The organism is Dyella sp. NPDC103356, assembly GCF_055584465.1.
Genome location: NZ_JBVJLZ010000003.1, coordinates 164,741 through 186,879 on the forward strand (window position 1 = coordinate 164,741; position 22,139 = coordinate 186,879).

General features: G+C 59.0%; 12 protein-coding genes. 4 read left to right on the forward strand and 8 right to left on the reverse strand.

Features of this window, described 5'->3' with window-relative positions; genetic code table 11:
• Positions 1-41: 41 nt before the first annotated feature.
• From ACZ6WW_RS07620 to ACZ6WW_RS07635, 4 genes are all read right to left on the reverse strand, one after another.
• Positions 42-2,216 carry a choice-of-anchor tandem repeat GloVer-containing protein gene (locus ACZ6WW_RS07620; RefSeq protein ID WP_465273675.1) on the reverse strand — a complete coding sequence of 725 codons (2,175 nt, stop codon included), beginning with the start codon at positions 2,214-2,216 and terminating at the stop codon, positions 42-44.
• 371 nt (positions 2,217-2,587) lie between these two features.
• Entirely contained in the window at positions 2,588-3,967 is a 1,380-nt protein-coding gene (locus tag ACZ6WW_RS07625; RefSeq protein WP_465273676.1) for an amino acid permease, read from the reverse strand.
• Positions 3,968-4,164: 197 nt separating this feature from the next.
• On the reverse strand, positions 4,165-7,158 hold the full coding sequence (locus ACZ6WW_RS07630) for a non-ribosomal peptide synthetase (RefSeq protein ID WP_465273677.1): 2,994 nt from the start codon (positions 7,156-7,158) through the stop codon (positions 4,165-4,167).
• A gap of 289 nt (positions 7,159-7,447) precedes the next feature.
• Positions 7,448-8,692 carry a PstS family phosphate ABC transporter substrate-binding protein gene (locus ACZ6WW_RS07635; RefSeq protein ID WP_465273678.1) on the reverse strand — a complete coding sequence of 415 codons (1,245 nt, stop codon included), beginning with the start codon at positions 8,690-8,692 and terminating at the stop codon, positions 7,448-7,450.
• A gap of 670 nt (positions 8,693-9,362) precedes the next feature.
• On the opposite strand from ACZ6WW_RS07635, the gene ACZ6WW_RS07640 reads away from it, so the two are divergent.
• The 3 genes from ACZ6WW_RS07640 to ACZ6WW_RS07650 all read left to right on the forward strand — a co-directional run bounded on the left by ACZ6WW_RS07640 (position 9,363) and on the right by ACZ6WW_RS07650 (position 15,471).
• On the forward strand, positions 9,363-12,260 hold the full coding sequence (locus ACZ6WW_RS07640) for a TonB-dependent receptor (RefSeq protein ID WP_465273679.1): 2,898 nt from the start codon (positions 9,363-9,365) through the stop codon (positions 12,258-12,260).
• 119 nt (positions 12,261-12,379) lie between these two features.
• The gene (locus ACZ6WW_RS07645; RefSeq protein WP_465273680.1) at positions 12,380-14,227 is read left to right on the forward strand and encodes a glycoside hydrolase family 35 protein; all 1,848 of its coding nucleotides are present in this window, start codon (positions 12,380-12,382) and stop codon (positions 14,225-14,227) included.
• 41 nt (positions 14,228-14,268) lie between these two features.
• Positions 14,269-15,471, forward strand: a complete 1,203-nt coding sequence (locus tag ACZ6WW_RS07650) for a glycoside hydrolase family 27 protein (protein ID WP_465273681.1) — start codon at positions 14,269-14,271, stop codon at positions 15,469-15,471.
• A gap of 302 nt (positions 15,472-15,773) precedes the next feature.
• Here ACZ6WW_RS07650 and ACZ6WW_RS07655 read toward each other — a convergent pair whose 3' ends face one another.
• On the reverse strand, positions 15,774-16,514 hold the full coding sequence (locus ACZ6WW_RS07655) for a FadR/GntR family transcriptional regulator (protein ID WP_465273682.1): 741 nt from the start codon (positions 16,512-16,514) through the stop codon (positions 15,774-15,776).
• A gap of 913 nt (positions 16,515-17,427) precedes the next feature.
• On the opposite strand from ACZ6WW_RS07655, the gene ACZ6WW_RS07660 reads away from it, so the two are divergent.
• The gene (locus tag ACZ6WW_RS07660) at positions 17,428-19,680 is read left to right on the forward strand and encodes a TonB-dependent receptor (RefSeq protein ID WP_465273683.1); all 2,253 of its coding nucleotides are present in this window, start codon (positions 17,428-17,430) and stop codon (positions 19,678-19,680) included.
• A gap of 105 nt (positions 19,681-19,785) precedes the next feature.
• Here ACZ6WW_RS07660 and ssb read toward each other — a convergent pair whose 3' ends face one another.
• The 3 genes from ssb to ACZ6WW_RS07675 all read right to left on the reverse strand — a co-directional run bounded on the left by ssb (position 19,786) and on the right by ACZ6WW_RS07675 (position 22,121).
• On the reverse strand, positions 19,786-20,355 hold the full coding sequence (ssb, locus tag ACZ6WW_RS07665; RefSeq protein WP_465273684.1) for a single-stranded DNA-binding protein: 570 nt from the start codon (positions 20,353-20,355) through the stop codon (positions 19,786-19,788).
• Between the two features lie 162 nt (positions 20,356-20,517).
• On the reverse strand, positions 20,518-21,132 hold the full coding sequence (gene traF / locus ACZ6WW_RS07670) for a conjugative transfer signal peptidase TraF (protein WP_465273685.1): 615 nt from the start codon (positions 21,130-21,132) through the stop codon (positions 20,518-20,520).
• The gene (locus ACZ6WW_RS07675; protein ID WP_281850288.1) at positions 21,129-22,121 is read right to left on the reverse strand and encodes a fimbrial protein; all 993 of its coding nucleotides are present in this window, start codon (positions 22,119-22,121) and stop codon (positions 21,129-21,131) included. Before ACZ6WW_RS07675 ends, traF begins: the two co-directional genes overlap by 4 nt.
• Positions 22,122-22,139 lie beyond the last annotated feature (18 nt).

A 22,139-nucleotide genomic window follows, 5' to 3' on the forward strand; every position in this document is an offset into this window, starting at 1 on the left:
CTCACGGCGGGCTTGTTCTTTTCTGACCAGCAGACGCTCACTCAGGGAATGTTCTTCTTGAACACCACGCTGCCGGATGCAGGTGCCGCCAACGAGGTGAGATTGAACGAACACTGGGTTGCGCACGTCCCGGCATTCGTAGCCAACCACAAGTGGTTGCCATCGCTCCACACCAGATCCGCCAGACCGTCGCTGTCGTAATCGTCGACACCGACGATCTGCCCGTTCGCGCCGGTGTTGTCGATCGCCACCAGCGCCTTGCGCTGGCTGCCGTCCATCAGCCAATACCCCCACTGGCTACCGTCGGTCTTGTTCCAGACAAGGTCCGCCTTGCCGTCGCCATCAAGGTCGCCGACACCCACCACGCTCCATCCGCTGGCAAAGGTGCCAGCATACTCGCTGGTAAAACCGACGCTCGTACCCTGCACGTTGCTGTACCACAGGTACAGGTCGTTATTTGCACTGCTCCAAAGCACATCCAGTTTGCCGTCACCGTTGAAGTCTCCTTCGGCAATCGGAAAATAGCCTGGCGTGAACGACGTGCTGTAAAGCGCGGTACGCGTTGCACCGTTCATCAGCCAATAGCCGAACTGGTGCGTATCCTGATCGATCCAGTAGATGTCCGCCTTGCCATCGCCATCGATGTCCCCCGTGCCGACAACGTTCCAGCCGGCGGGATAGGTCCCCGCATAGACAGCCTTGAAGCCGTTGGATGCACCCTTGCCACCGAGCCAGAGGTATAGATCGTTGTTGGCGCTGGTCCAGAGGATGTCCGGCACGCCATCACCATCGAAGTCGGCGACACCTACCGGGTAATAGCCAGCCGCCACGGTTTGCAGAATCTGCTGCGTGCCCAGTGCATTGACCGGGCGTACGTCCAAGGTCGAGTCGGCCGCATGCGTCAACACGATGTCGTTCTGACGGAACGGTGCCATCTTGAACACGGTACCGGCGCGTGCGCTGCCGCCGGTCACGGTTGTCCCATAGAAGTTGTTGTCGACACCGATGATAAGCGGCCATGGGTAACTGCCATCGGCCGTACCTGACGCGCTGAAGTTGTACAGCGTGTGATACGCGCCATCCTGGGTTAGCGCGAATATCGTGCCCGTCGCATTGGCACCGCCGGAACTGGCGGTGCCATACAAGTTGCCATCGGGCCCCAACGCGAGCGAACTGGTCGGTGCGGAGCCACCGACATTGACGTTGAAGCCGGCGGCAAAGCTGTACAGCGAGGTGATCGTCGCCGTCGTCGGATCGAACTTGAACAGCATGCCGGTACCGTTGGCGCCACCGGCGCAACGCGCACCGTACAACTTGCCATCGGCAGCCAAGGTCAACGCGCCGCTATTGGGCGGAGATGGCGAACCGCAAGAACCGGTTACCTGTGGGGTCGGGAAAGACTGCAATGCGGTAACTACACCTTGTGGCGTCACCTGGTATATGGCACCGACATTGTTGGCACCGCCAAAGCGTGTAGTACCGTAGAGATTGCCGTCCTTGCCAACCACCAGCGCACCCATCGGATTGATGCCGACCGTGTTGGCGGTGGCGCCTCCGAAGGTATAGAGCAACGTAAACGTGCCGCTCGGCGAGAGCGAGAACAGTGTCCCGTCACTGTTGACGCCTCCGGTATAGGCCACTCCGTAGAGTGTCCCATCCGCTGTCTGCACGAAACTGGCTTCGGGAGACGAACCGTCGGCGTTGCGTTCCAACAGGCCGTTCGACGTCTGCGGTGCGAAGTTGTACAGCGTCGTGTACTGCCCATCGGGCGAAAGGCTATAGATGGAACCGGCCGAGGCGTTGCTGGCCGATGAATTGACCGTCATTCCGTAAAGGAGACCATTGCTGGCCTGCATCAGACCGCCCAGGGACTGCACGTTCTGGTTCCTGGGAAACTCGTAGATGTCGGTGTAGTTGCCCGCAGGATCGACACCGAAAACGCCACCGCCCCTGGTGACGCCGCCGCCCGCCGCTACACCATAAAGGTGGCCATCGCTGCCCTGGGTCACCGTCCAGGCATTCCCGATCAGGCCCTGTGCGCCACCGGGAGCATTAGCCAAGGTCACCGGTGTCAAGGTCGGCGTATTCGCCAATGCGGCGGACGCGTGCAAGACCGCCATGGCCATGGCTACGGCGCCCGCAAGGCCACGCAAATGAAGCGTGGATTTTTTCGTGTCATTTTTTGAATTGGTTTGTGCAAGCTTATTACGTTCCATCGTTTTCCCCTTTAGAAAATAGAGATAAAGCGGACACACCGAATAAGCGCTCGCCTTCCGCGAAAATCACGGAAGAAATCGCCGTATCGACGAGACCGACTGCACTACCGACATCACGGCCACAACAGACATGGGTATCTGAGGCGATGCCTCACGCCTCGATCACGCCGACGCCCCGCACGGCATAGGCGAATCATGAAAACCAAGTCATGCAGCCATTAGACACAAGGCCGCGCTCAAGGAATGAGATTCAGCTCAACAGCAAAAACGCAATATATTGCGTAGCAATATCAAGTACAGGGCGACCGAGGGAATTCGAATCACCTCGATCGCACTATCGCTACAGCAAGCTCTCCGGCTACGTCAGCAGGTTAGCCCGCGTTTTCGGCGAGGCCACCCTTGCCGAGCCCGAATGCGTAATACAGCACGGTCAACACAACAAGCCAGAGGGGCCCAACGATTAACGCGACACGCGTATCCGGAAAATAAGCCATCAATCCGGCAACCAGCACAAGAAACGCCAGTGCGAACCACGATGCATAGGGATAGAACGGCATGCGGAACTTCAGGCGATCGCGTTCGCCGTCACTCAGACGGCGTCGAAATGTCATCTGCGTGATCAGCACGATGACCCAGGTCCAGATGGCGCTGAAGGTCGCGATCGAGGTAACCCAGACGAAAACCTTCGCCGGCACCAGGTAGTTCAGCAGCACACCAAGCAACAGCGCCACGATGGAGACCTGCACCGCCCTGTGTGGAATGCCTTCGCGTGATGTCACCGCGAACGCCCGCGGCGCCTGCCCCTGCTGGGCCAGGTTGTAGAGCATGCGGCCCGTGCTGTAGATGCCGCCATTACAGGACGAAAGCGCCGCGGTGAGCACCACGAAGTTGATGATGCCTGCCGCGGATTTGATGCCCAGCCGCTCGAAGGTCATGACGAAGGGGCTGCCTTGTGTGCCCAGCTCGTTCCAGGGATAAAGCGACAGGATCACGAACAGCGCGCCGACATAGAAGATCACGATGCGCCAGAACACGGAATTGATCGCATCGGGAATCGATTTGTCGGGATTGTCGGCCTCGCCGGCCGTCAGCCCGATCATTTCCACGCCAAGATAGGCAAACATCACCATCTGCAGCGCCATAAGCACGCCTTGCGCGCCGTTGGGCATGAAGCCGCCATGCGCCCACAGGTTGCTTATGCCGGTCGCTACGCCGTGATTGCCGAAGCCGAACACGATCATCGCGCCGCCGCCCACGATCATCAGCACGATCGTTACCACCTTGATCATGGCGAACCAGAACTCGAACTCGCCATACGCCTTGACCGCGGCCAGATTCACCGCGCCCATCGCCGCCAGTGCGGCCAGCGCCCAGATCCATTGAGGCACATCGGGAAACCAGACACCCATGTAGACGCCGACGGCGGTGATTTCCGCCACACAGGTCACCAGCCACATGAACCAGTAATTCCAACCGGTCAGATAGCCCGGCAAGGGGCCAAGGTAATCCTGGGCATAGCGACTGAAGGAGCCGGCTACCGGGTGGTGCACGGCCATCTCACCCAGCGCGCGCATGATGAAAAAGATCGCAAGGCCGCCCAGCACGTAAGAAACAAGGATTGCCGGTCCGGCGAGCTTGATGGCGTTGGCCGAACCCAGGAACAGCCCCACGCCAATGGTGGAGCCCAAGGCCATCAGGCGAATGTGGCGCTCTTTCAGGCCACGCTTCAACGCTTGCTCATTCGTATGCATAAGGTCCCGGTACCCATGGCGTGTGACGTCTGGCGATGAAGGTCGATATCCGTTCGAGCCGCCAGCCACCAAGCATAGCGCTTGCCATAGTGGTCTTTGAACAGTACTGGGACGATGGGGGCATGATAGGCATCGCATGCCAGCCACTTGCGCCTCGACGCAGAGAGTGCCTGAGGCACTCTCTGCGCCGCGGAGTTTCAGGCCGTGGCCATCCCTATCGAGCGATTGAGGTAACGCTGCAGTTCGCTTTTATCGAATACCGGCTCCGTGATGCCGCTACCGCGCAGGAACTCGTGAACATTGCTGCAATCCCATTCATAAGTATTCTGGTAGAGCTCCACGGTGGACTGCCCGTCATACATGACATCCTTGAACAGGCTCAGCAGCGGATATAGCGGGGCCTGATAGTCGGGCTCCCACTGTGCCCGCCACTGCGCATAAGGAATTCGCCGGAAAGGAAAACCGAAATCGGTTTCGAGCTTGTCGAAGAAGTCCTGCAGCGTAAGATTGTTCTCCCGCGAGTGAATCAAATTGAATTTCTTTCCCAGCGCAGCGGGATTGCGCGAAATATGCGCGATCGCGCGCACCATGTAATCCACGGTGGTCAGGCCTTCGCGCAGGTCACGCAACGCCGGCACGGTACCTTGCGTAAGGCAGGTCTTGACCAGCCGCGACCACCACTGGTATTCGGCGCAGACACCCGTCTTGCTGTGGAATGTGGCATAGCCGAGCCGGAAGGTCATAAGCGGCAGCCCCTTCTTTGCCGCCAGATCGGCAACCTTTTCCATCACCCACTTGCTGCGCACATAACCGATGTCGGTGATGACGGCCGGCAGATTCTGGTCGATATCGTCGCTCTCCAGCATCACGCGCTTGCCCGTGTGCAAGTGGCCCCAACTGTAGACGGAGATCGTCGACAACAGCGCCAGCGGCTTGAGTTTCCCCGCTGCTGCGAACTGAATGACCTCCCTCAGCCCTTGCACGTTGTCCCTCCTCATATAGGAGTACGGCTGGATGAAATTCACGGCACTGGCCGAGTGATAGACCATGTCGACTGTGCTGCACAGGTACCGATAGTCCGATGAGGCGAGGCCGAATTCCGGCTGAGCCAGATCGGCGGCATAGACTCGAATGCGAAGCAGCTCCGTCGGCCTTAGCTGGATATCGTTCTTGCTCAACACCTCTTCCAGGCGCAATTGCGCATGCTCTTCGCTCTGCGCTCGAATGGGACAATGGATCGCCGCGCGAGTGGTAGCGAGCAACTCCTGCAGAAGATGGATGCCGACAAATCCGGTAACGCCGGTGAGAAAGACGTGCTTGGGCGCGGCGATCTGGCCTGGTTGACTGGGCTGATCGAACACCACGCCCTCTGGCAGATAGACATCATCCTGCAAGGCACGAATCGGCTCCGCATCGACAGCAGGGGCCGAAGTTCCCGTTCTGCGTTGCAGCTCGGCGTGCAGCGCGCTGACACTGGGGTGTTCGTAGATGTCGCGTATATAAGCCTTGATGCCTAGCTTGTCCGAGATGTCCTTGATCAAGTGAGCCGCAAGCAGCGAATGACCGCCAATCTCGAAGAAACTGTCGTTTGGACCAAAATCGTCATGCCCGAGCAATTCGCTGAAGATGTCGGCGATGACCGCCTGCCCTCCTTCATAAGCCGCCTTCCTGGCACCCGATACGGGAGCAAGCTTCATCGCATGGCGTTGCAGCAAGGCCTGCTTGTCGGTTTTTCCGTTCGAGGTGAGAGGAAACTCATCGACCAGGAGGTAACTGGCGGGAAGCATGTAGTCGGGAAGGACGACCTTTACCTCTTCCTTGATGGCGGCAATCAATGCGCTGTCGTTGTCACCCGTGGATCTATCGACGATCAGGAACGCAACGATCTCTTTCCTGGAAGGATCACGTGGCGAGGTCGCTCCGACGGCGGCCTTCCTGACTTGCGGCAATAACGAAAGCTGAGCTTCGATCTCGCCAAGTTCGACACGGTTGCCGCGGATCTTTATCTGTTCGTCGCGCCGACCGAGGAACTGAATGCTGCCGTCGGGCAGGAAACGGGCAAGATCACCGCTGCGATAGAGACGCTTCCCATCGCGGACGATGAACTTGTCGTCCGTCAATGCGCTGTTGTTCAAATAGCCCCTGGCCAGCCCCGGGCCTGCAATGAAGAGCTCGCCAGGATCGCCAGCCGGGACGTCGGACAGAACGTCATCGAGAATCAGGACCTCCGCGCCGGCAATCGGCAGGCCAATGGAGGACGGCATACCCCGGCTGGCGCTGATCACGCGGCTGGCGGTGGCAAAGATGGTGGCCTCGGTGGGGCCATAGTAGTCGACGAGCTGATAGTCCACGCGATCGGTATCGATGGGATTGAGCTTCTCGCCGCCGGTGAACAAATAACTCAGGGTGGTCTGTACCGCGGAGGTCGCGTTGACGACATCGCGCACCATCACCGTCGGCACGAACGCATGGGTAATGGCATGGCGCGCATAGAAATCTGCCAGCATGTCGGCATCGATGCGCAAGGCGTCGTCCAGCAGATAGAGCGGTGCACCAGCGCACAAGGCTGACCATATCTCCCACTGAGATATGTCGAAGCCGATTTTCGCCATCAACGTGAGCCGGCTTTGCGACGAGACCGAAAACTCCCGGTTATGCCACGTAACCAGATTGACTAATGAGTGGTGTTCGATAACCACGCCTTTCGGCATTCCGGTGGTGCCCGACGTGAAAATCACGTAGGCCGCTTGTTCTGGCGCAAGCGCCTCGCGCAGGCGCTCGACCGGTTTGCCACTCGGCTCGCTGATGGCGCTGCACGCTTCGATGGCAACGCATTTGCACTGCCCTATCGCAGATGACCCCGCAGTAGATAACGCCAGGGAAGCACCCGTCTGTTCAACAATGTAGTGCTGTCTTAGCGCCGGATAGGTTTCGTCGATCGGCACGTAGGCGGCACCGGCCTTGACGATCCCGAGCAATCCAATGATGACCTCCGACGAGCGGCCGGCCAATAGCGGCACAAGATCGCCGGGCTTTACGCCTCTTTGGATCAGGAAATCTGCAACAGCATCGCTGCGCTTATCGAGCTCTGCATAGGTCAATAGGCGACGGCGATCGATGAGGGCGGGTGCATCAGGGTGCAGGTCGACTTGATAGCGAAAGTGATCGAGTACGGTATTTATCGAGGACATGACTGGCCCTCCGTGGGCACACGGATTCCGCGTTGATGGTTAATGAGAAATGGCTTTTTTAAAGCCCATTAAGCCTCTCGCATTACAACCATGCGTGTTGTGAGCGACACATCAAAAATAAAGTCGGTCATTATTTCTATTGTGACTTGCACCACGATTATCAGGCACTAATGTGAGAGCCACTCTGATCGTCACCCATCATCACGCGCCCCTCTTTAGACGCTTCACAGGAGCGAAAAGGGAGAAGGGATAACCCCTTCTCCCTGGAAGCAGGAATCGTTTATCTGAACTAATTCGCTAGACAGCTGAGAGCTTTGAGCGTGTTGATGCCTGTACCTGTAAGTTGGGCAAAACCCGGTTCGACGATCGCATGGTTTTGCGCATAGATCATGAAGCTGCGCAGTGCCGTCAGATCCGTCGCGTTGCCCTTCTGGTTAGCGATCAGGTAGGTCACCGCGACGATCGGGTAGCGGGTCGACGGCTGTATCGCATAGGTATTCGGATCGACGATACCCAGGCAGTTCGCCGTCGAGTTCGGCGTCTGCGTGCCCAGCATGACAGTGGGGCTCGTACTAACGATGACTCGGTCATATAGGACCGTGACCGGGAATGTGGCTGGAAAATCAGTCACCGGATCCTTGCCATCGATAGTCGCGTGACCCACCGGGTTGATGCCAATACCGGAATGATCGAGCGCGTCGCCGGTACCGGCGTAACCGATCGCACCGTCGGTTGCATTGACGGCGACGATGACGTTGGCATCGCCGTTGGCGCCTATCTTGGACGTAGCGGTATTCAGGGGAACCAGAGCGATCACCGAACCGGATGCGGGCGAAAAGAAATTCTGACTGGTCTGAAAGTGGCCGCCACCGATAATGCCGCAAACGGCAGTCAGGTAATTGGAGAAGTTGAACGTGCTGCCGCTATCGTCCGCACGATAGACAACCTTAATGGCCTTGGACATAAAGGCCGAGTTCAAGTCGTGCCAGTTGGTAATGGTGCCAGCAAAGATGCCGCAGACCTGTGCTTGAGTCAGGTTCAGCTGACTGGACAGGCTGGAGTTGTTATAGACGATGGCGATGGAGGCCGCGATCGCCGGGAACTGGACGGGCTCGCCGCGCGCCGTCCCCTTGTTGGCTATGAATGTCGCGTACTCCGCTGACCAGTACGGCACGCCCGAATCGATGAAATCCGGCTGCACCACGGCGGTCGTCGGGACACTGAACCCGGTGAGCAGCAACACATTGTTATCGCAGATGCCGGTGGCGGTCAGAGACGGCGATCCGCTGGTGTCGCCGTTGATCACGCGCTTGCCATTGCCGCTGCCGGTTTGACAGTACTGCACATGATTGGACGCACCAGCCCACGCGCCGAATATTGAGCTGGCATCCACATCGGCCGGCAAGATCAGACGATTGGGGGCATTCCATCCAAAGTAGGCGCCGACAGGCAGCGTGGATCCGCCGCCATAGAGCGTGGTGCCCATGGCACTGGACATCATCGCGGCGCCGGCGAAGAACAGGGTTGCTCTCACCAACATCTTCGTGCGGGCATGGGACCTATTAATTCCGTAACTCATCGCGTATCCCCTTTTGAGAAATGCCCCCGGGATTAGGGGCTTGTTATTTGTGCAATCAATCAATGACGTTGTAGTTAAGTAAAAAAGGCGGCATATATTCCCCGCTCATTACAACGCAAGCCAAATATGAAAAGTGGCCAATCTTTCGAGTGCATGATCCTGGCTGGCCTCATGGCTCTTGCACATTCGGTGCCATTTGAAACTGGACTCAGCCAAAACCCATGGGCTGCTGCTCAAAGAACGCAGCGGACACCGGAAGGCGACTTCTCGTGTCGTGCTCCAGACGCAGACCCATCCACCCCGGCAAGAGCGAGCGCCGACCTTCGCGGCACCCCACGCGCCGGGCACCTTGCCGGAGTCTTGGCCCCATAAGTTAAGGAGGCCCGGACGGCGCCAGGCCATGCTGCGGCGCAGCTTGTTGAGCCACCCCTCTTTAGTATTATCTTAAAATAAGACAATTGGCCGCGGGCAGCCGCAGCCTGTCTTACAGGATAGATGGACGGCTAGGTGCGCAGGGGGCGCCGACAGCCTGGATTGCGCATAGCCTCGGCCCGGCAGAAAAGGGACAACGAAGCATTGCGTGCATGTCTGACGGGTATTCCACATAGATTGGGGAGGGGTTGTCATGCAACATACGAAGTTGGCGATCGTTATTCGCCGAGCGCTGATGGTGACGGGAGTCGCCTGCTTGACCGGTTACAGCATGCAGGGACACGCGCAAACGAGTCCGACACCGCCGCCAGCCGGCACGCCATCTTCCTCCTCGCCCGATCAGGCCAGCACGGACGCGTCAGGCAAGACGAACGATAAGGACAAGAAGGTCACCGAGCTGAATGCGGTTTCCGTCACGGGTCAGCTGGCCGCGATCCGCAAAGCACAGGCGATCAAGCAGGACGCCGTCAACGTCGTCGACTCGATTTCGGCCGAAGAGACGGGCAAGTTCCCCGACCCCAACGTGGCTGACGCTTTGCAGCGCGTGCCCGGTGTATCGGTCAATCGCAGCGGTGGCGAATCGAGCCAGATTGCGATCCGCGGCTTTGGACCCGAATTTGTCGCCGTCACGGTCAACGATCGCCAGATGGCCACGGCATCCGGCTCGCGCGCCTTCAACTTCGATGTGCTGCCTTCTGAAATCATCAGCGTCGCCCAGGTCAACAAGACCTCATCGGCGGACATTCCCGAGGTCGACATCGGTGGCGTGGTCAATATTCAGACCGCGCGGCCGTTGGACTTCACCGGCATCCATGGCGCGTGGAGCGCGGCGGGCGTCAACAGCAACCTGACCGGCGACTGGCAGGGCAAGACCACGCCCAAGGCATCGGGTGTCTTCGGCTGGACGAACTCGGACCACACCTTCGGCTGGATCGCTTCGGCAACGTATTACAAGCGCAGCGACACGCAGCTCAATACGCAGGCCAACTCCTGGTACACCAACCAGAACATTTCCCAGCTCTCTCCTGGCCCCGGCACTGCCGGTTACACCAACGTCGCGGTGCCCGAGACCCTGGCCAGCAACGTCGTCGACGAGACGCGTACGCGCAAGGGTTTCAGCGGCGCCATCGATTGGAAGCCGTTCGATCGGCTGACCGTTCAGTTCGACACCTTGTATTCGAGCTATAAGGTCGACCCGCTCGAGCACGAGTTCGGCGAGTACGGCAACACCGCCGATATCCAGTCGATCACGACCGATGCCAACAACACGGCGCTGAGCTGGGTGCGCATGGGTTCCGGCCCCAACGTCATGGCGAACGACTATGTCATGTCGTACAACCCAAGCTACGAAAAGAGCACGCAGAATGGCTTGAACCTGGGCTTCGATATCGATGAATCGACCAAGCTCAGCCTGGATATCTCCAACTCCAAGGCCTGGAACAAGCAGAGTCCCGATGGTTACTTTCTTGTCATCGGCGCGAAGAACTTTGGAACCAATCCGACCTGGACCAATGGCGGCAGCAGTGAACCGCCGAGTTATTCCAATATCCTGTCGACGACGGATTTTGGAAACCTGAATGCGCACTGCTGCAATGCCGGCTCCGGTAGCAACGTCACCAATACAGTTAACCAGTATCAGCTCAAGCTGACGAAGAGCTTCAAGGATGGCGTGCTTTCCGAGTTGGCGTTTGGCGCGGGGGTCACCGACGATTCGGTCAAGTCGATCAACTGGAGCACGCCCAACAGCATCCTGTGTAACGCCTACTGCGGCTACAGCATCTCCGTTCCGCCCGATGCCGTGGGTGCGTATGTCTACACGGCGCCCGACAAGATCCATGGCGTGTCCTCACCAGGCTTGCCGGCGCAGTGGATCCAGTACGATCCACGTGCCTATCTCAACTGGCTGACTACGCCTGCGGCGTACAACCAGTTGACCCCCGATAAGCGCGCGGCGCTGCTTGCCGGCCTGGCCGCCAACGGCGGCACCTTGAACGCGGCGCCCAACCCGGGCAGCTACAACAAGGTGTCGGAGAACGAGAAGACGTTCTTCGGCAAGGCGCTCTTCGAAGGCACGATGTGGGAGAAGCCCTGGGCCTTGGATGTGGGTGTGCGTTATCTCGACATCAACTCCACGTCCACGGCGATCGGCCAGCCGCCGATCAGCTACTACATCGATCCGAACGACACCAGCGATGGCCAGGTCGCCTATGGCCCGCTGGCGCCGCAGTCCGCCGATGGCGGCTATCACAAGTGGCTGCCGTCGCTGAACTTCAAGCTGAGCCTGCTCGATAACCTGATCTATCGTTTCTCGGCATCCAAGACACTGACCCCGCCGGAACTGAGCAACCTGTACTACAACCGCAGCTTCGGCACCCGCCCGAACTCGCTGACCATCTCGCAAGGCAATCCGCAGCTGCAGCCGTATACCTCGCGGAACTTCGACATGGGTCTGGAGTGGTACATCGACGACGCGAGCTACATCGCGCTGGAAGGCTTCTACAAGAAGGTCAGCAACTTCAGCACGCTGGTCAGCACGCCGGTGGAATTCCTGACCAACCAGGCCAACGGACAGCCGCTGATCTGGACGCTGACTCAGCCGATCAACCTGAACTCGTCGAAGATCTATGGCGAAGAGTTCACCTTCAACTACCAGTTCACGCACATCCTGCCCGATCCGTTCGATGGCTTGGGCTTCCTGGCCAACTACACGCACGTGTCCAGCAGTACAAACCTGAATCCGGGCACGATCGCCGCGTCGGGCAAGTTCGCAGTGCCCGGCATCGGCAACTCGGCCAACGCGAGCCTGTACTACGAGAAGGGCCCGGTCCAGGTGCGTCTTGCGTACAACTGGCGCGGCGCGTATCTGAACAGCATTTCGTACGGCGCCGGTGCACAGCCGGACACACGAAAGGCCTATGGCCAGCTTGACCTGAGCGCGAGCTACGACATCAACAAGCACGTGACGGTGTTCATGTCTGGCACCAACCTGACCCATCAGCACCTGTACGACTACTCCGTCTATCCGAACCGGTTCCTCTATGCCGAAGCGGATGGCACGGTGTACACGGTCGGTGTTCGCGGCACCTTCTAACTTGCTCGATGGAATGAGCGCTGCTTGACTGACTTCGGCCCCGCGGATGATCCCGGGGCCGAAGTCGGTGCCGCCCCTGGCGGATATCAAGCTTTCTCCTGGGTCAACGAGGTATGCCAGTGAGTTCATTGAGGCACGTCTTAACCGGTGCGCTGCTTGGCGCGTTGTTCGCCGGCAACCTGTCTGCGGCACCGACGCCTTCCAATCATGCCCTTGCCATCGAGCAGGGCCAGTTCATGCTCGACGGCAAGCCGTTCCGAATCATCTCCGGCGAAATGCATTACGCGCGCGTACCGCGTGAGTATTGGCGCGCGCGTCTGAAGATGGCCAAGGCAATGGGGCTCAACACCATCACGACCTATGTGTTCTGGAACGCGCACGAAGCGACACCGGGCCACTACGATTTCAGCGGGCAAAACGATGTAGCCGAATTCATTCGCGAGGCGCAGCAGGAAGGCCTGTATGTGATTCTTCGCCCGGGTCCCTACGTGTGTTCCGAATGGGAGTTCGGCGGGTTTCCTGCCTGGCTGCTGAAGGATCCGGGTACCCAGGTGCGCAGCACCGATCCGAAATTCATGGAGCCTGCACAGCGCTGGCTGCACCGGCTGGGCCAGGAACTGGCGCCACTGCAACTGACGCATGGCGGCAACATCATCGCCGTGCAGGTAGAGAACGAGTACGGCAGCTTCGGCAAGGACAATAGCCCTTATCTGCAGCAGATTCGTCGCGATATTGTCGACAGCGGCTTCGATAAATCACTGCTGTTTACCTCCGATAGCGCCGAGCAGCCGGGCTCGCTCCCGGGCTTGCTCGAGGTGATCAACTTCGGCGTCGGTCACGCACAAGAGAAGTTCGCCAAGCTGCATACGTGGCAGTCCACCGGGCCTTATATGGCTGGTGAGTACTGGGTCGGCTGGTTCGATCATTGGGGCGCGCCGCATCACGTCGCCGATGCCAAGAAAGTCGCCGGCGAGCTGACCTGGATATTGCAGCAAGGCTATTCGGTCAATTTCTACATGTTCCATGGCGGTACCTCGTTCGGCTGGATGAACGGCGCCAACTGGGACGACGACAATTACCAGCCTGACGTAACGAGTTACGACTACGACAGCCCGCTGGATGAAAGCGGACGGCCCACGCCGAAGTACGATGCCGCGCGCCAGGTGATCGCCAAGGAAACCGGCGCCACCCTACCCCCGGTACCGGCCACACCGCCCACCCAGGCGATCGATGGCATCAAACTGGATGAGGCCGTGTCACTGTGGGACGTCTTGCCGACGCCTACCGCATCGCACGAACTCAAGACCATGGAAGCCTTGGACCAGGCGTACGGCGACATTCTCTATCGCAAGCGCGTGGCCACCGATGCCTCAGGCGAACTGCGAGTCGATGGTCTGCACGACTATGCCCAGGTCTACGTCAACGGCAAACGCGTCGGCACGCTCGACCGCCGGCTGAAGCAGGATCGCCTGACACTCAAGCTCGCCAAGGGCGACACGCTCGATCTGCTCGTGCAGAACGACGGACGCATCAACTTCGGCGAGAAGCTGCTCACCGAGCGCAAGGGCATTCTGGGATCCGTCACCCTGCAAGGAAAGGCATTGCAGGACTGGCAGATCTATTCGTTGCCATTCAACGACAGTAGCGCGTTGCACTACACCCGCGGCCCCTGCCGGCACGCCCCGTGTTTCTATCACGGCACATTCAATGCGCCGGTTTCCGGAAGCGCTGCTGCAGATACGTTCCTGGATACCGCCGGCCTGGGTAAGGGCTTCGTCTGGCTCAACGGGCACCCGCTGGGCCGCACCTGGAGCATTGGCCCACAGCGCACCTTGTATATACCCGGTGTCTGGCTGAAGCCCAGCGGGAATCAGCTGGTGGTGCTGGATCTGCTGGTGGAAGGCCAGCCGACGCTCGCCACGCTCAAGCAACCCATGCTCAGCACGCCTACCGTGCCGATGCCATGACGCATGATCCGATTTCGTTCAAACAGTCACGGGGAACATCGATGAAAGATTCCATTCCGAGCTTGTTGCGTACGGCAGTTTCATTCGCATTCGTTGCTGCCACTGCGGTGACTGCCATGCCGGCACACGCGGACGCGGGCGCGCCTGCATTGCCGCAGATGGGTTTCAACAACTGGAATTCCACCCACTGTCGCGACGAGTTCGACGAGGCGATGATTCGCGGCGTCGCTGACAAGTTCATCAGCCTCGGTTTGCGCGATGCGGGTTATCAGTACGTCAATATCGACGACTGCTGGGCGAACTGGCAGCGCGACAAGGACGGGCACCTGCAGCCCAATCCCAAGCGTTTCCCCAGCGGCATCAAGGCGCTTGCCGCCTATATCCATCAGCACGGACTGAAGTTCGGCCTGTATTCCAGTGCCGGCGTTTCCACGTGCGAGCCGTTGAAGGAAAACCGTGGCTTTCCCGGCGGCCTTGACCACGAGAAGGACGACGCGGCGACCTTCGCCTCCTGGGACGTGGACTACCTCAAGTACGACAACTGCAACAACCAGAAAGTCGATGCCCATAAACGCTATACCGCCATGGCGGAGGCGCTGCGCGGAAGCGGCCGGCAGATTTTCTTCAGCATGTGCGAATGGGGTGAGAACAAGCCTTGGCTGTGGGCCGGCAAGCCGCCAGTCGATGCCGGCTCGTGGCGCACCACCGGAGACATCAGCGACAGCTACGCCTCGATGTTGAAAAACTTCAAGGAAAACGTGGTGCTGGACCGCTATGCAAGCCTTGGCCATTGGAACGACCCGGACATGCTCGAAGTGGGCAATGGCGGCATGACCGACGTCGAATACCGTAGTCATTTCAGCCTGTGGTCGATCATGGCGGCACCGCTGCTGATCGGTACGGATCTGCGCACGATCAAGCCCGATGCGTTGCAGATCCTGCTCAACAAGGATGTCATTGCAGTAGACCAGGATGCGCTCGGCGTCCAGGGCCATCAGGTGCGCGACGCGGGCGGCATTCACGTCATCGTCAAGCCACTCAAGGATGGCAGCCGTGCTGTCGCCGTGTTCAATGAAACCGATGCGGCGCATGGCGTCACCGTTGAAGCCAGCGAGCTGGGCCTGAAAGCCGGCCAGAGCTACAACGTACGGGATCTGTGGGCACACACCCAGACGAAGGGTGATGGCTCGATCAAGACGGATCTGGCGCCGCATGCGACCGTGATGTATCGCATCGGGCAATAAGGACGTCGAGGGATCTTATAGCCGCGGCTCGGTAAAGTCGCGGCTTTCCACGATTGAAGGGAACCTCGAAAAACTCCTTCCTACTCGTCATTCCGGCGCAGGCCGGAACCCAGTGGCTTTGCGATCGGTTGTCGCGAGAGCCTGCAAGAGGCAGCTCCATCGCGAAAACTAAAAACCGATACCACTGGGTTCCGGCCTACGCCGGAATGACGATAGGAAAAACTGAGGTTTGTTGAAGTTTCCGAGGTTCTGCGAAGTCGCTCCTACAAACTAGCCGAGCATTGCTGGTTTGCGGGAGCGACTTACGTTGCACTTGCCGCGGAAGCGGCCTTGGCCGCACGTTCCGTCTGCTGCTTCTTGATATTGCTGCGCGAGTCGGAAACCATCTTGATCATCGCCTGGCGAGCCACTTCCGGCTGGCGGCGACGAATCGCCTCGTAGACCTTGAAATGCTGCGGTAACGCGTTCTTGAAATTGGCCGAGTTACGCGCCGACAGCACAAAATAGGTACCCAGTGCCGTCTCGATCACCGAGAACAGCGACGTAAGCAATTCGTTGTTCGTCGCGTGCAACACCGCTTCGTGAAAAGCCAGGTCGGCGGTGGTCCAGGCCTCGAGATCCTCGGCGGCAGCCATGGCCTGGTAAGCGTTTGCGATGGCCTCCAGTTGTTCGTCGCTGCGCCGCCGCGCGGCATTGACCGCGGCAGCCGGCTCGATGATCTCGCGCATCTCCACCAGTTTGTCGACGAAGCTTTCGGTAGGCATCGAGGCACAACGCCAGGCCAGCACATCCGAGTCGAGCTGGTTCCAGTACGTCTCTTCGCGTACGCGCGTGCCCGTCTTCTGGCGCGATTCGATCAGTCCTTTCGCTGAAAGCACCTTCATCGCCTCACGTAACGCGGTGCGGCTGACACTCATGCGTTCGGCCAGGATTTCCTCGCGAGGCAGGCTTTTACCCGGCTCCAGTTCACCGCTGACGATTAACCGCCCCAGCTCCTGGATCACCTGATGATGCAAACTGCGTACAGTTCCGAGTTTCACCATTCGCTGTGTTTCCTTTCGGGTGCGTTCCCCATGGCGGGATAGCCTCGAGGCGAGGTACGTGGCGGAATCAAGTCAGCTGGCTCTGTTCCAAAATAAGAACCGTTATCAATGACATTGCGCTGCCCTTCGACTCACCGGGCGCCGCGTGTGCCGTTTCACCAGCGGCCATGCAGCTATTTGTCATACAAATATTCGTATGTAGCTTTATAGCAGGTTGAATACGAGGCGTCATCTATTCTGAGGGGCAAAATATCGAGCTACGCGACGTGGCGTGGCCAACTCGATTTCCCGTTCATCGCGTCTAAAAAGGGCATGACGGGAAGCCGAACGAACGGTCGCTCGGAGGCGTCGTTCTTCGCTGGAAGATCGACACGCCACCCGAAGCACTCATCGCCGCGCCGATGAGTCGAACCGGCGATGACGCCCCGGCGGCAGGCTTCAGGACAATGTGCGCCGCGCGTCAAAATTTTCTAAAGCACGCCCGCCATGTCGATGGCCCATCGTTCGGGATGCGCGCGAGGAGCACCAAGAGTCGCCGGGCGTTGTATGCGTCACAAGGGGTGTTCCGGCATGCCTATCTGGATATCTGGACCGTGCACCCGCGCGCAAGGGCCCATCCGCGCCGCGCAATCGCACCAAAAAATTGCGGATCAATTAATTTTCATCTGCACGATGAAAAAACTCCATTATTTATCATGATTGGCTTGCTCGCCCCTTAGCATCTCCTTACATTAATATTAATATTATTAAATAATCGAGTTTTTCATGGCATAAATAAGGCAAGACTTAGTTTAAACTTAGCGCATTATCTTTCGCACTTTAAAAGTGGCCAATTAATCTTTTTGTTATCCAAACGTCATATAGCACCCCTACGGTGTCGGCCCTTCCACACCCCGCCAACACCGGAAAAACAATGACACGATCGAATCACGCGTTGCGCCGCTGTGCGCCGGCTTATCTCGCTTTGTGCGTTGCCATGGCCATGGCTGACCCGACTTCGGCACAGGATGTGATCAACAACGGCAGCGCTACGGCGAGTGGCTCAACTCCCTCGCATAATTCACACGACAACAACTCATCAACCAACGCCAAAACACTGGCCGGCATGCAAGTGACGGCGAATTCGGCGGTCACCGATATTGCACCGACCCAGGGTTCCACGATCGCCACACAGCCGCAGTCAATTATCGGCAGCACGTATATTCAGGAGAATATTGCGCCGACGGGCGACTACGCGGACGTTGCCTCCATCGCACCGAGCGTATATGCCGTAACGCCCAATGGCTCCGGCTTGATGGAAGCACCCGTGGTGTCCATACGCGGCTTCCAGGATGGTCAATACAACGTGACATTCGATGGCATCCCGTGGATGGATTCCAACGACTTCACGCATCACTCCACGTCCTATTTCACCAGCCAGGAAACCAGCAGCGTGCTGGTCGATCGTGGCCCTGGTACGGCCGGCACGCTTGGCAATGCCACGTTCGGCGGCACGATTGCGGTCGATACGCTCGATCCGCGCAACGAGTTCGGTATCAGCCCATACTTCAGCCTCGGTAGCTGGGAAACTGCCGTGGAGGGCGCTCGCATCAATACCGGCCACTTCACCAACAGCGGCACCAGCGCCGTCATCAACGTGCAGAACAGCGACTCGGACGGCTACCTGACCAATGCCGGCCAGCGCCGCCAAAGCGTGTTTGCGAAGATCGTGCAGCCGTTGGGCGACAACACCACGCTGACCTTCGCCGCCCTGTGGAACAAACTCAACCAGTATGTTCCGTTCGGCGCCACCAAGGCGCAAATAGCGCAGTTCGGCTCGAACTATGCGCTGAATAACGACCCGACCAGCCAGGCCTACTACCGGTATAACCAGGACAAGATCAACACCAATCTGGGTTACATCGGCCTGCACTCGGAGTTTGCCGGCTGGACGATCGACAACAAGGCCTATACCTACGGCTACAACCATTTCGGCTTCAATGGCGAAGATCCCAATGGCGAAACACCCAACGGAACCGTCTATGCGCCGGACAACGTCCCCGGCCAGCACATGCGCAACACCAACCGTTCGTGGGGCGACATCTTCCGCCTGAGCAAAGACCTCGGACCGGGCGAAGTGCGCACCGGCGTGTGGTACGACCATCAGGCCGATCTGCGCTGGCTGTATGAATTCGACGACACGCTCGATGCACTGAACCCCGTGATTGCACCGGGCGCGCCTTCGCTGGCATTGGCCTCGGCCGATCGCATCATGAATAACACGCTGGTCACCATCCAGCCGTTTGTCGAATACCAATGGAACATTACCGACAACGCCTACTTTGTCGGCGGCGTGAAGTACAACTACTTCAAGCGCACCATCGACGCACCGGTCAACCAGAAGACGGAGACCCCGCTGAACTACTCCAAGGACTGGAACGCCACCCTGCCCTCGGCCGCATTCCACTACGCGTTCAACTCAAACTGGACGGCCTATGTGCAATGGGCCAAGGGTTTCCTGGCGCCGAATCTCAATCTGTTCTATGTCCCCAATCCGGCAGCTTCCGACAGCATCGTGCAACCGGAAAAGACCACCAATATCCAGCTTGGCACCACCTGGAGCAGCGACCGCCTGACGCTGTCCGGCGACGTCTACAAGATCAACTTCAACAACTTCGTGCAGAGCCAACATGTTGGCGGCATCACGGAGTACTACAACGGCGGTGGCGTGCATTACAAAGGCCTGGAGCTCGAAGGCACCTACATGCTGGGTGGCGGTTTCAGCGTCTACGCCAACGGTTCGCTCAACCGCGCCATCCAGACCACCGACAATCTGTGGAACGCGAATACTCCGCACAAGACCGCCGCGCTGGGCGTCATCTATAGCAATGGGTCGGTGTATGCGTCGCTGATCGACAAATTTGTCGGCAAGACCTATTACACGGCCAACAATACCGACGACACGCCGATCGGCGGCTATGCGATCACCAACTTGGCGGCCAGCTACCGGTTCGATCCACACATCAGTGACGTCAGGGATATCAAGATCGGCGTACAGCTCAACAACCTGTTCAACAACACGTCCATCAATGCGCTGGCCGGCACCACGGCCGCGGATAGCACGCCGCTGTACTGGACCATTCCGGCGCGCAACTTCAACTTCACCATTACGGCCGACCTGTTCTGACCAGCACCCGGCCGGGAAGGCGAACAAGCGTGTTTTGCAAACACAAAGCCCCTGAAGGATCAGGGGCTTTGTTTGAAAATCTACCTTGTGTGTCTCAGGTATGCATCAGAACGGAATATCGTCGTCATCGAAGCTATTGTCAGCCGGTGCCGGCGCGCTACGCGGTGCATCGTTGCCGCCGCGCTGATTGCCGTAGTCGCCGCCACCGCCACCACGCTGATTGCCACCGTAGTTTCCGCCGCCCTGGCGCTGACCGCCGCCACCGCCGCCCTGCGAGCGCTGATAGTTTCCACCACCGCCACCACCGCCACCACCACCCGTGCCACCGCCTTCGCCGGCGTTACCGCCAAGCATCTGCATTTCGGCGGCGATGATGTCGGTGCTGAAACGCTCGACGCCGTCCTTGTCGGTGTACTTGTCAGTACGCAGCGAGCCTTCGATGTAGACCTGACGGCCTTTCTTCAGGTATTCGCCGGCAATCTCGGCCAGACGGCCGAACAGCTTGACGCGATGCCACTCGGTGCGTTCCTGCTTTTCGCCGCTCTGCTTGTCGGTCCACGACTCGGACGTGGCGATGCGGATGCTGGTGATCGCAGTGCCGTTGCCGGTGTAGCGGGTTTCCGGATCGGCGCCCAGGTTGCCGACGATAATGACCTTGTTGATGCCACGTGCCATGGATGGATGTCCTCTGTGAGCCGGCCGCAGCTTGAGGGGCTTTTGCGGCCGGGATGGTTTGGCCCGTCATGATACGGGCAGGCCGTCTCACGAATATAGACTGGACGGCAGACGGGCTTTGTGGGCGAACGCCCGGGGATCCGCATGGGTATCCCAAGCTGTTCATCGGATTGAAAAAATCCTCAACGGGGCAACAGCAGGGTCGATCGCGGGCGGGCCGAACATGCCACCCGGGCCCCAGGTCACCACCGGACGCACGATCGCTCGAATCCAACCGCGCTCGATCGGCCCGAAATAACGGCTATCGAAAGAATAAGGCTGCGTATCGGACATCACCCAAAGTTGGTCCGGACCAAGCAGAAAATCCTTGCCGGCAAGGTGCGGCAGCGGCCGTTGGCCCAGGTCAGCATCCAGCGGCCTACTCCAGGGCAGGAGACGTCGATTGACGCGTACTCCGTCTTGGGCCACTGCCACCCTATCCCCGGAAACTCCGGCCACGCGCTTGAGCAGTGGGCGATACCCGGCAGGACAATGGCCCGGCGAGAAATAACGACGGGCGGCAGCCTCCGCGAACGCGTTCTCCGGCGGAGAGCAGAACATGACGTAGCTGCCTCGGCCCACCGGCGCATCCGTCGTCCAGTACAGGCCCTTGGGCAAGCTACCGGTGAAGTTCAGGCGCATGCCGGTCAGATAGCCCACGCCGAGCACCGACCAGGTCAGCACCAGGGCGAATATGGCGCAGCCGCCGCTTACCCTCAAACCGCGGCGAAGATTCAACGGAACTCTACCGTGACCGTCAGCGCCTTGTTCGCCGTACCCGCCCTGGCTGCTGCTGTCGTACGTTGATAGCGCGCACGGAAACCAAAGTCCTGCCCAGTACCGACCGCGGGCAACGATGTCATCCTCCCGGGTACAACGGCGACATTTGCGGGACCTTCTATTTCGATGCCCACGCCCTGCGCGCTATTGGCGTCGAGCGAGAACAAAGAGCCATTGGTTCGATCGGCGTCAGAGCTCTTGCCGAAAGTGATATCTGCAATGACATGTTGCGGATCGTCGCACTCCTTCATGACCAGCCGGAAAGGACGCCAGGGAGACCCGTCGCCGACTCGTGGCATGCTGCCGATGGCATGCGTGCCCAGCGATACCGACTGAGTCAGCGAGTCGTTGGTGATCGAACAGCTTGGCCGCGCGATGGTCAGGTTATCCATACTTATGGTGCGGTACGCGCCACGCCTGACGTTGTCCGCCAGCGTGACGACGGATTGCGCCAGCACTCCCCGCTCAAATTGGCCGTACTGGATAGGTCCAGGCAGTCGTACAAGCTGGTAGCGTAGCTGGGCGTTGCCATTGATCGTGGTTTGAACCGTGAATGTCTGGCGCCGGTCGATGGGCAAGACCTGAAAATCAGGATCGCCCGTTTCCTTGATGGCAAAGCGTGCGCCAAACCCGGAATCCCGCCCATTCACTTTCAACGGGATCACGGATGGATCGCTTGGCGCGGACGCCATCAATCCGCTGTAGAAGCGCGCATCCCCCGGAAAACAGATCAGCTGCGTTAGATTGGGCCCGCTGACCACGCTCTCCGAAACAACCTCCCCCACCTGAACTCCGCTTCCCACAATCAGAGCGCTGCTTCGCTGAATCGGAAATTGTTGCGTCCTGGCGATCGAACAGCCTGCCCAGGCGGGGGCGATCTGGAACGCAGTGGATGCCAGCAACACGAGCGCCATGCGATGACGCCTGAAGAAAAAGGGATGACTCATGCTTGTTTTCTCAAATGA

What these genes read in the sequence shown, in the direction of transcription:
- ACZ6WW_RS07655 (WP_465273682.1), bottom strand. Translation starts at nt 16,514, where the DNA reads ATGGTGAAACTCGGAACTGTACGCAGTTTGCATCATCAGGTGATCCAG.
- ACZ6WW_RS07625 (WP_465273676.1), bottom strand. Translation starts at nt 3,967, where the DNA reads ATGCATACGAATGAGCAAGCGTTGAAGCGTGGCCTGAAAGAGCGCCAC.
- ACZ6WW_RS07640 (WP_465273679.1), top strand. Translation starts at nt 9,363, where the DNA reads ATGCAACATACGAAGTTGGCGATCGTTATTCGCCGAGCGCTGATGGTG.
- ACZ6WW_RS07660 (WP_465273683.1), top strand. Translation starts at nt 17,428, where the DNA reads ATGACACGATCGAATCACGCGTTGCGCCGCTGTGCGCCGGCTTATCTC.
- ACZ6WW_RS07630 (WP_465273677.1), bottom strand. Translation starts at nt 7,158, where the DNA reads ATGTCCTCGATAAATACCGTACTCGATCACTTTCGCTATCAAGTCGAC.
- ACZ6WW_RS07620 (WP_465273675.1), bottom strand. Translation starts at nt 2,216, where the DNA reads ATGGAACGTAATAAGCTTGCACAAACCAATTCAAAAAATGACACGAAA.
- ssb (WP_465273684.1), bottom strand. Translation starts at nt 20,355, where the DNA reads ATGGCACGTGGCATCAACAAGGTCATTATCGTCGGCAACCTGGGCGCC.
- ACZ6WW_RS07650 (WP_465273681.1), top strand. Translation starts at nt 14,269, where the DNA reads ATGAAAGATTCCATTCCGAGCTTGTTGCGTACGGCAGTTTCATTCGCA.
- ACZ6WW_RS07675 (WP_281850288.1), bottom strand. Translation starts at nt 22,121, where the DNA reads ATGAGTCATCCCTTTTTCTTCAGGCGTCATCGCATGGCGCTCGTGTTG.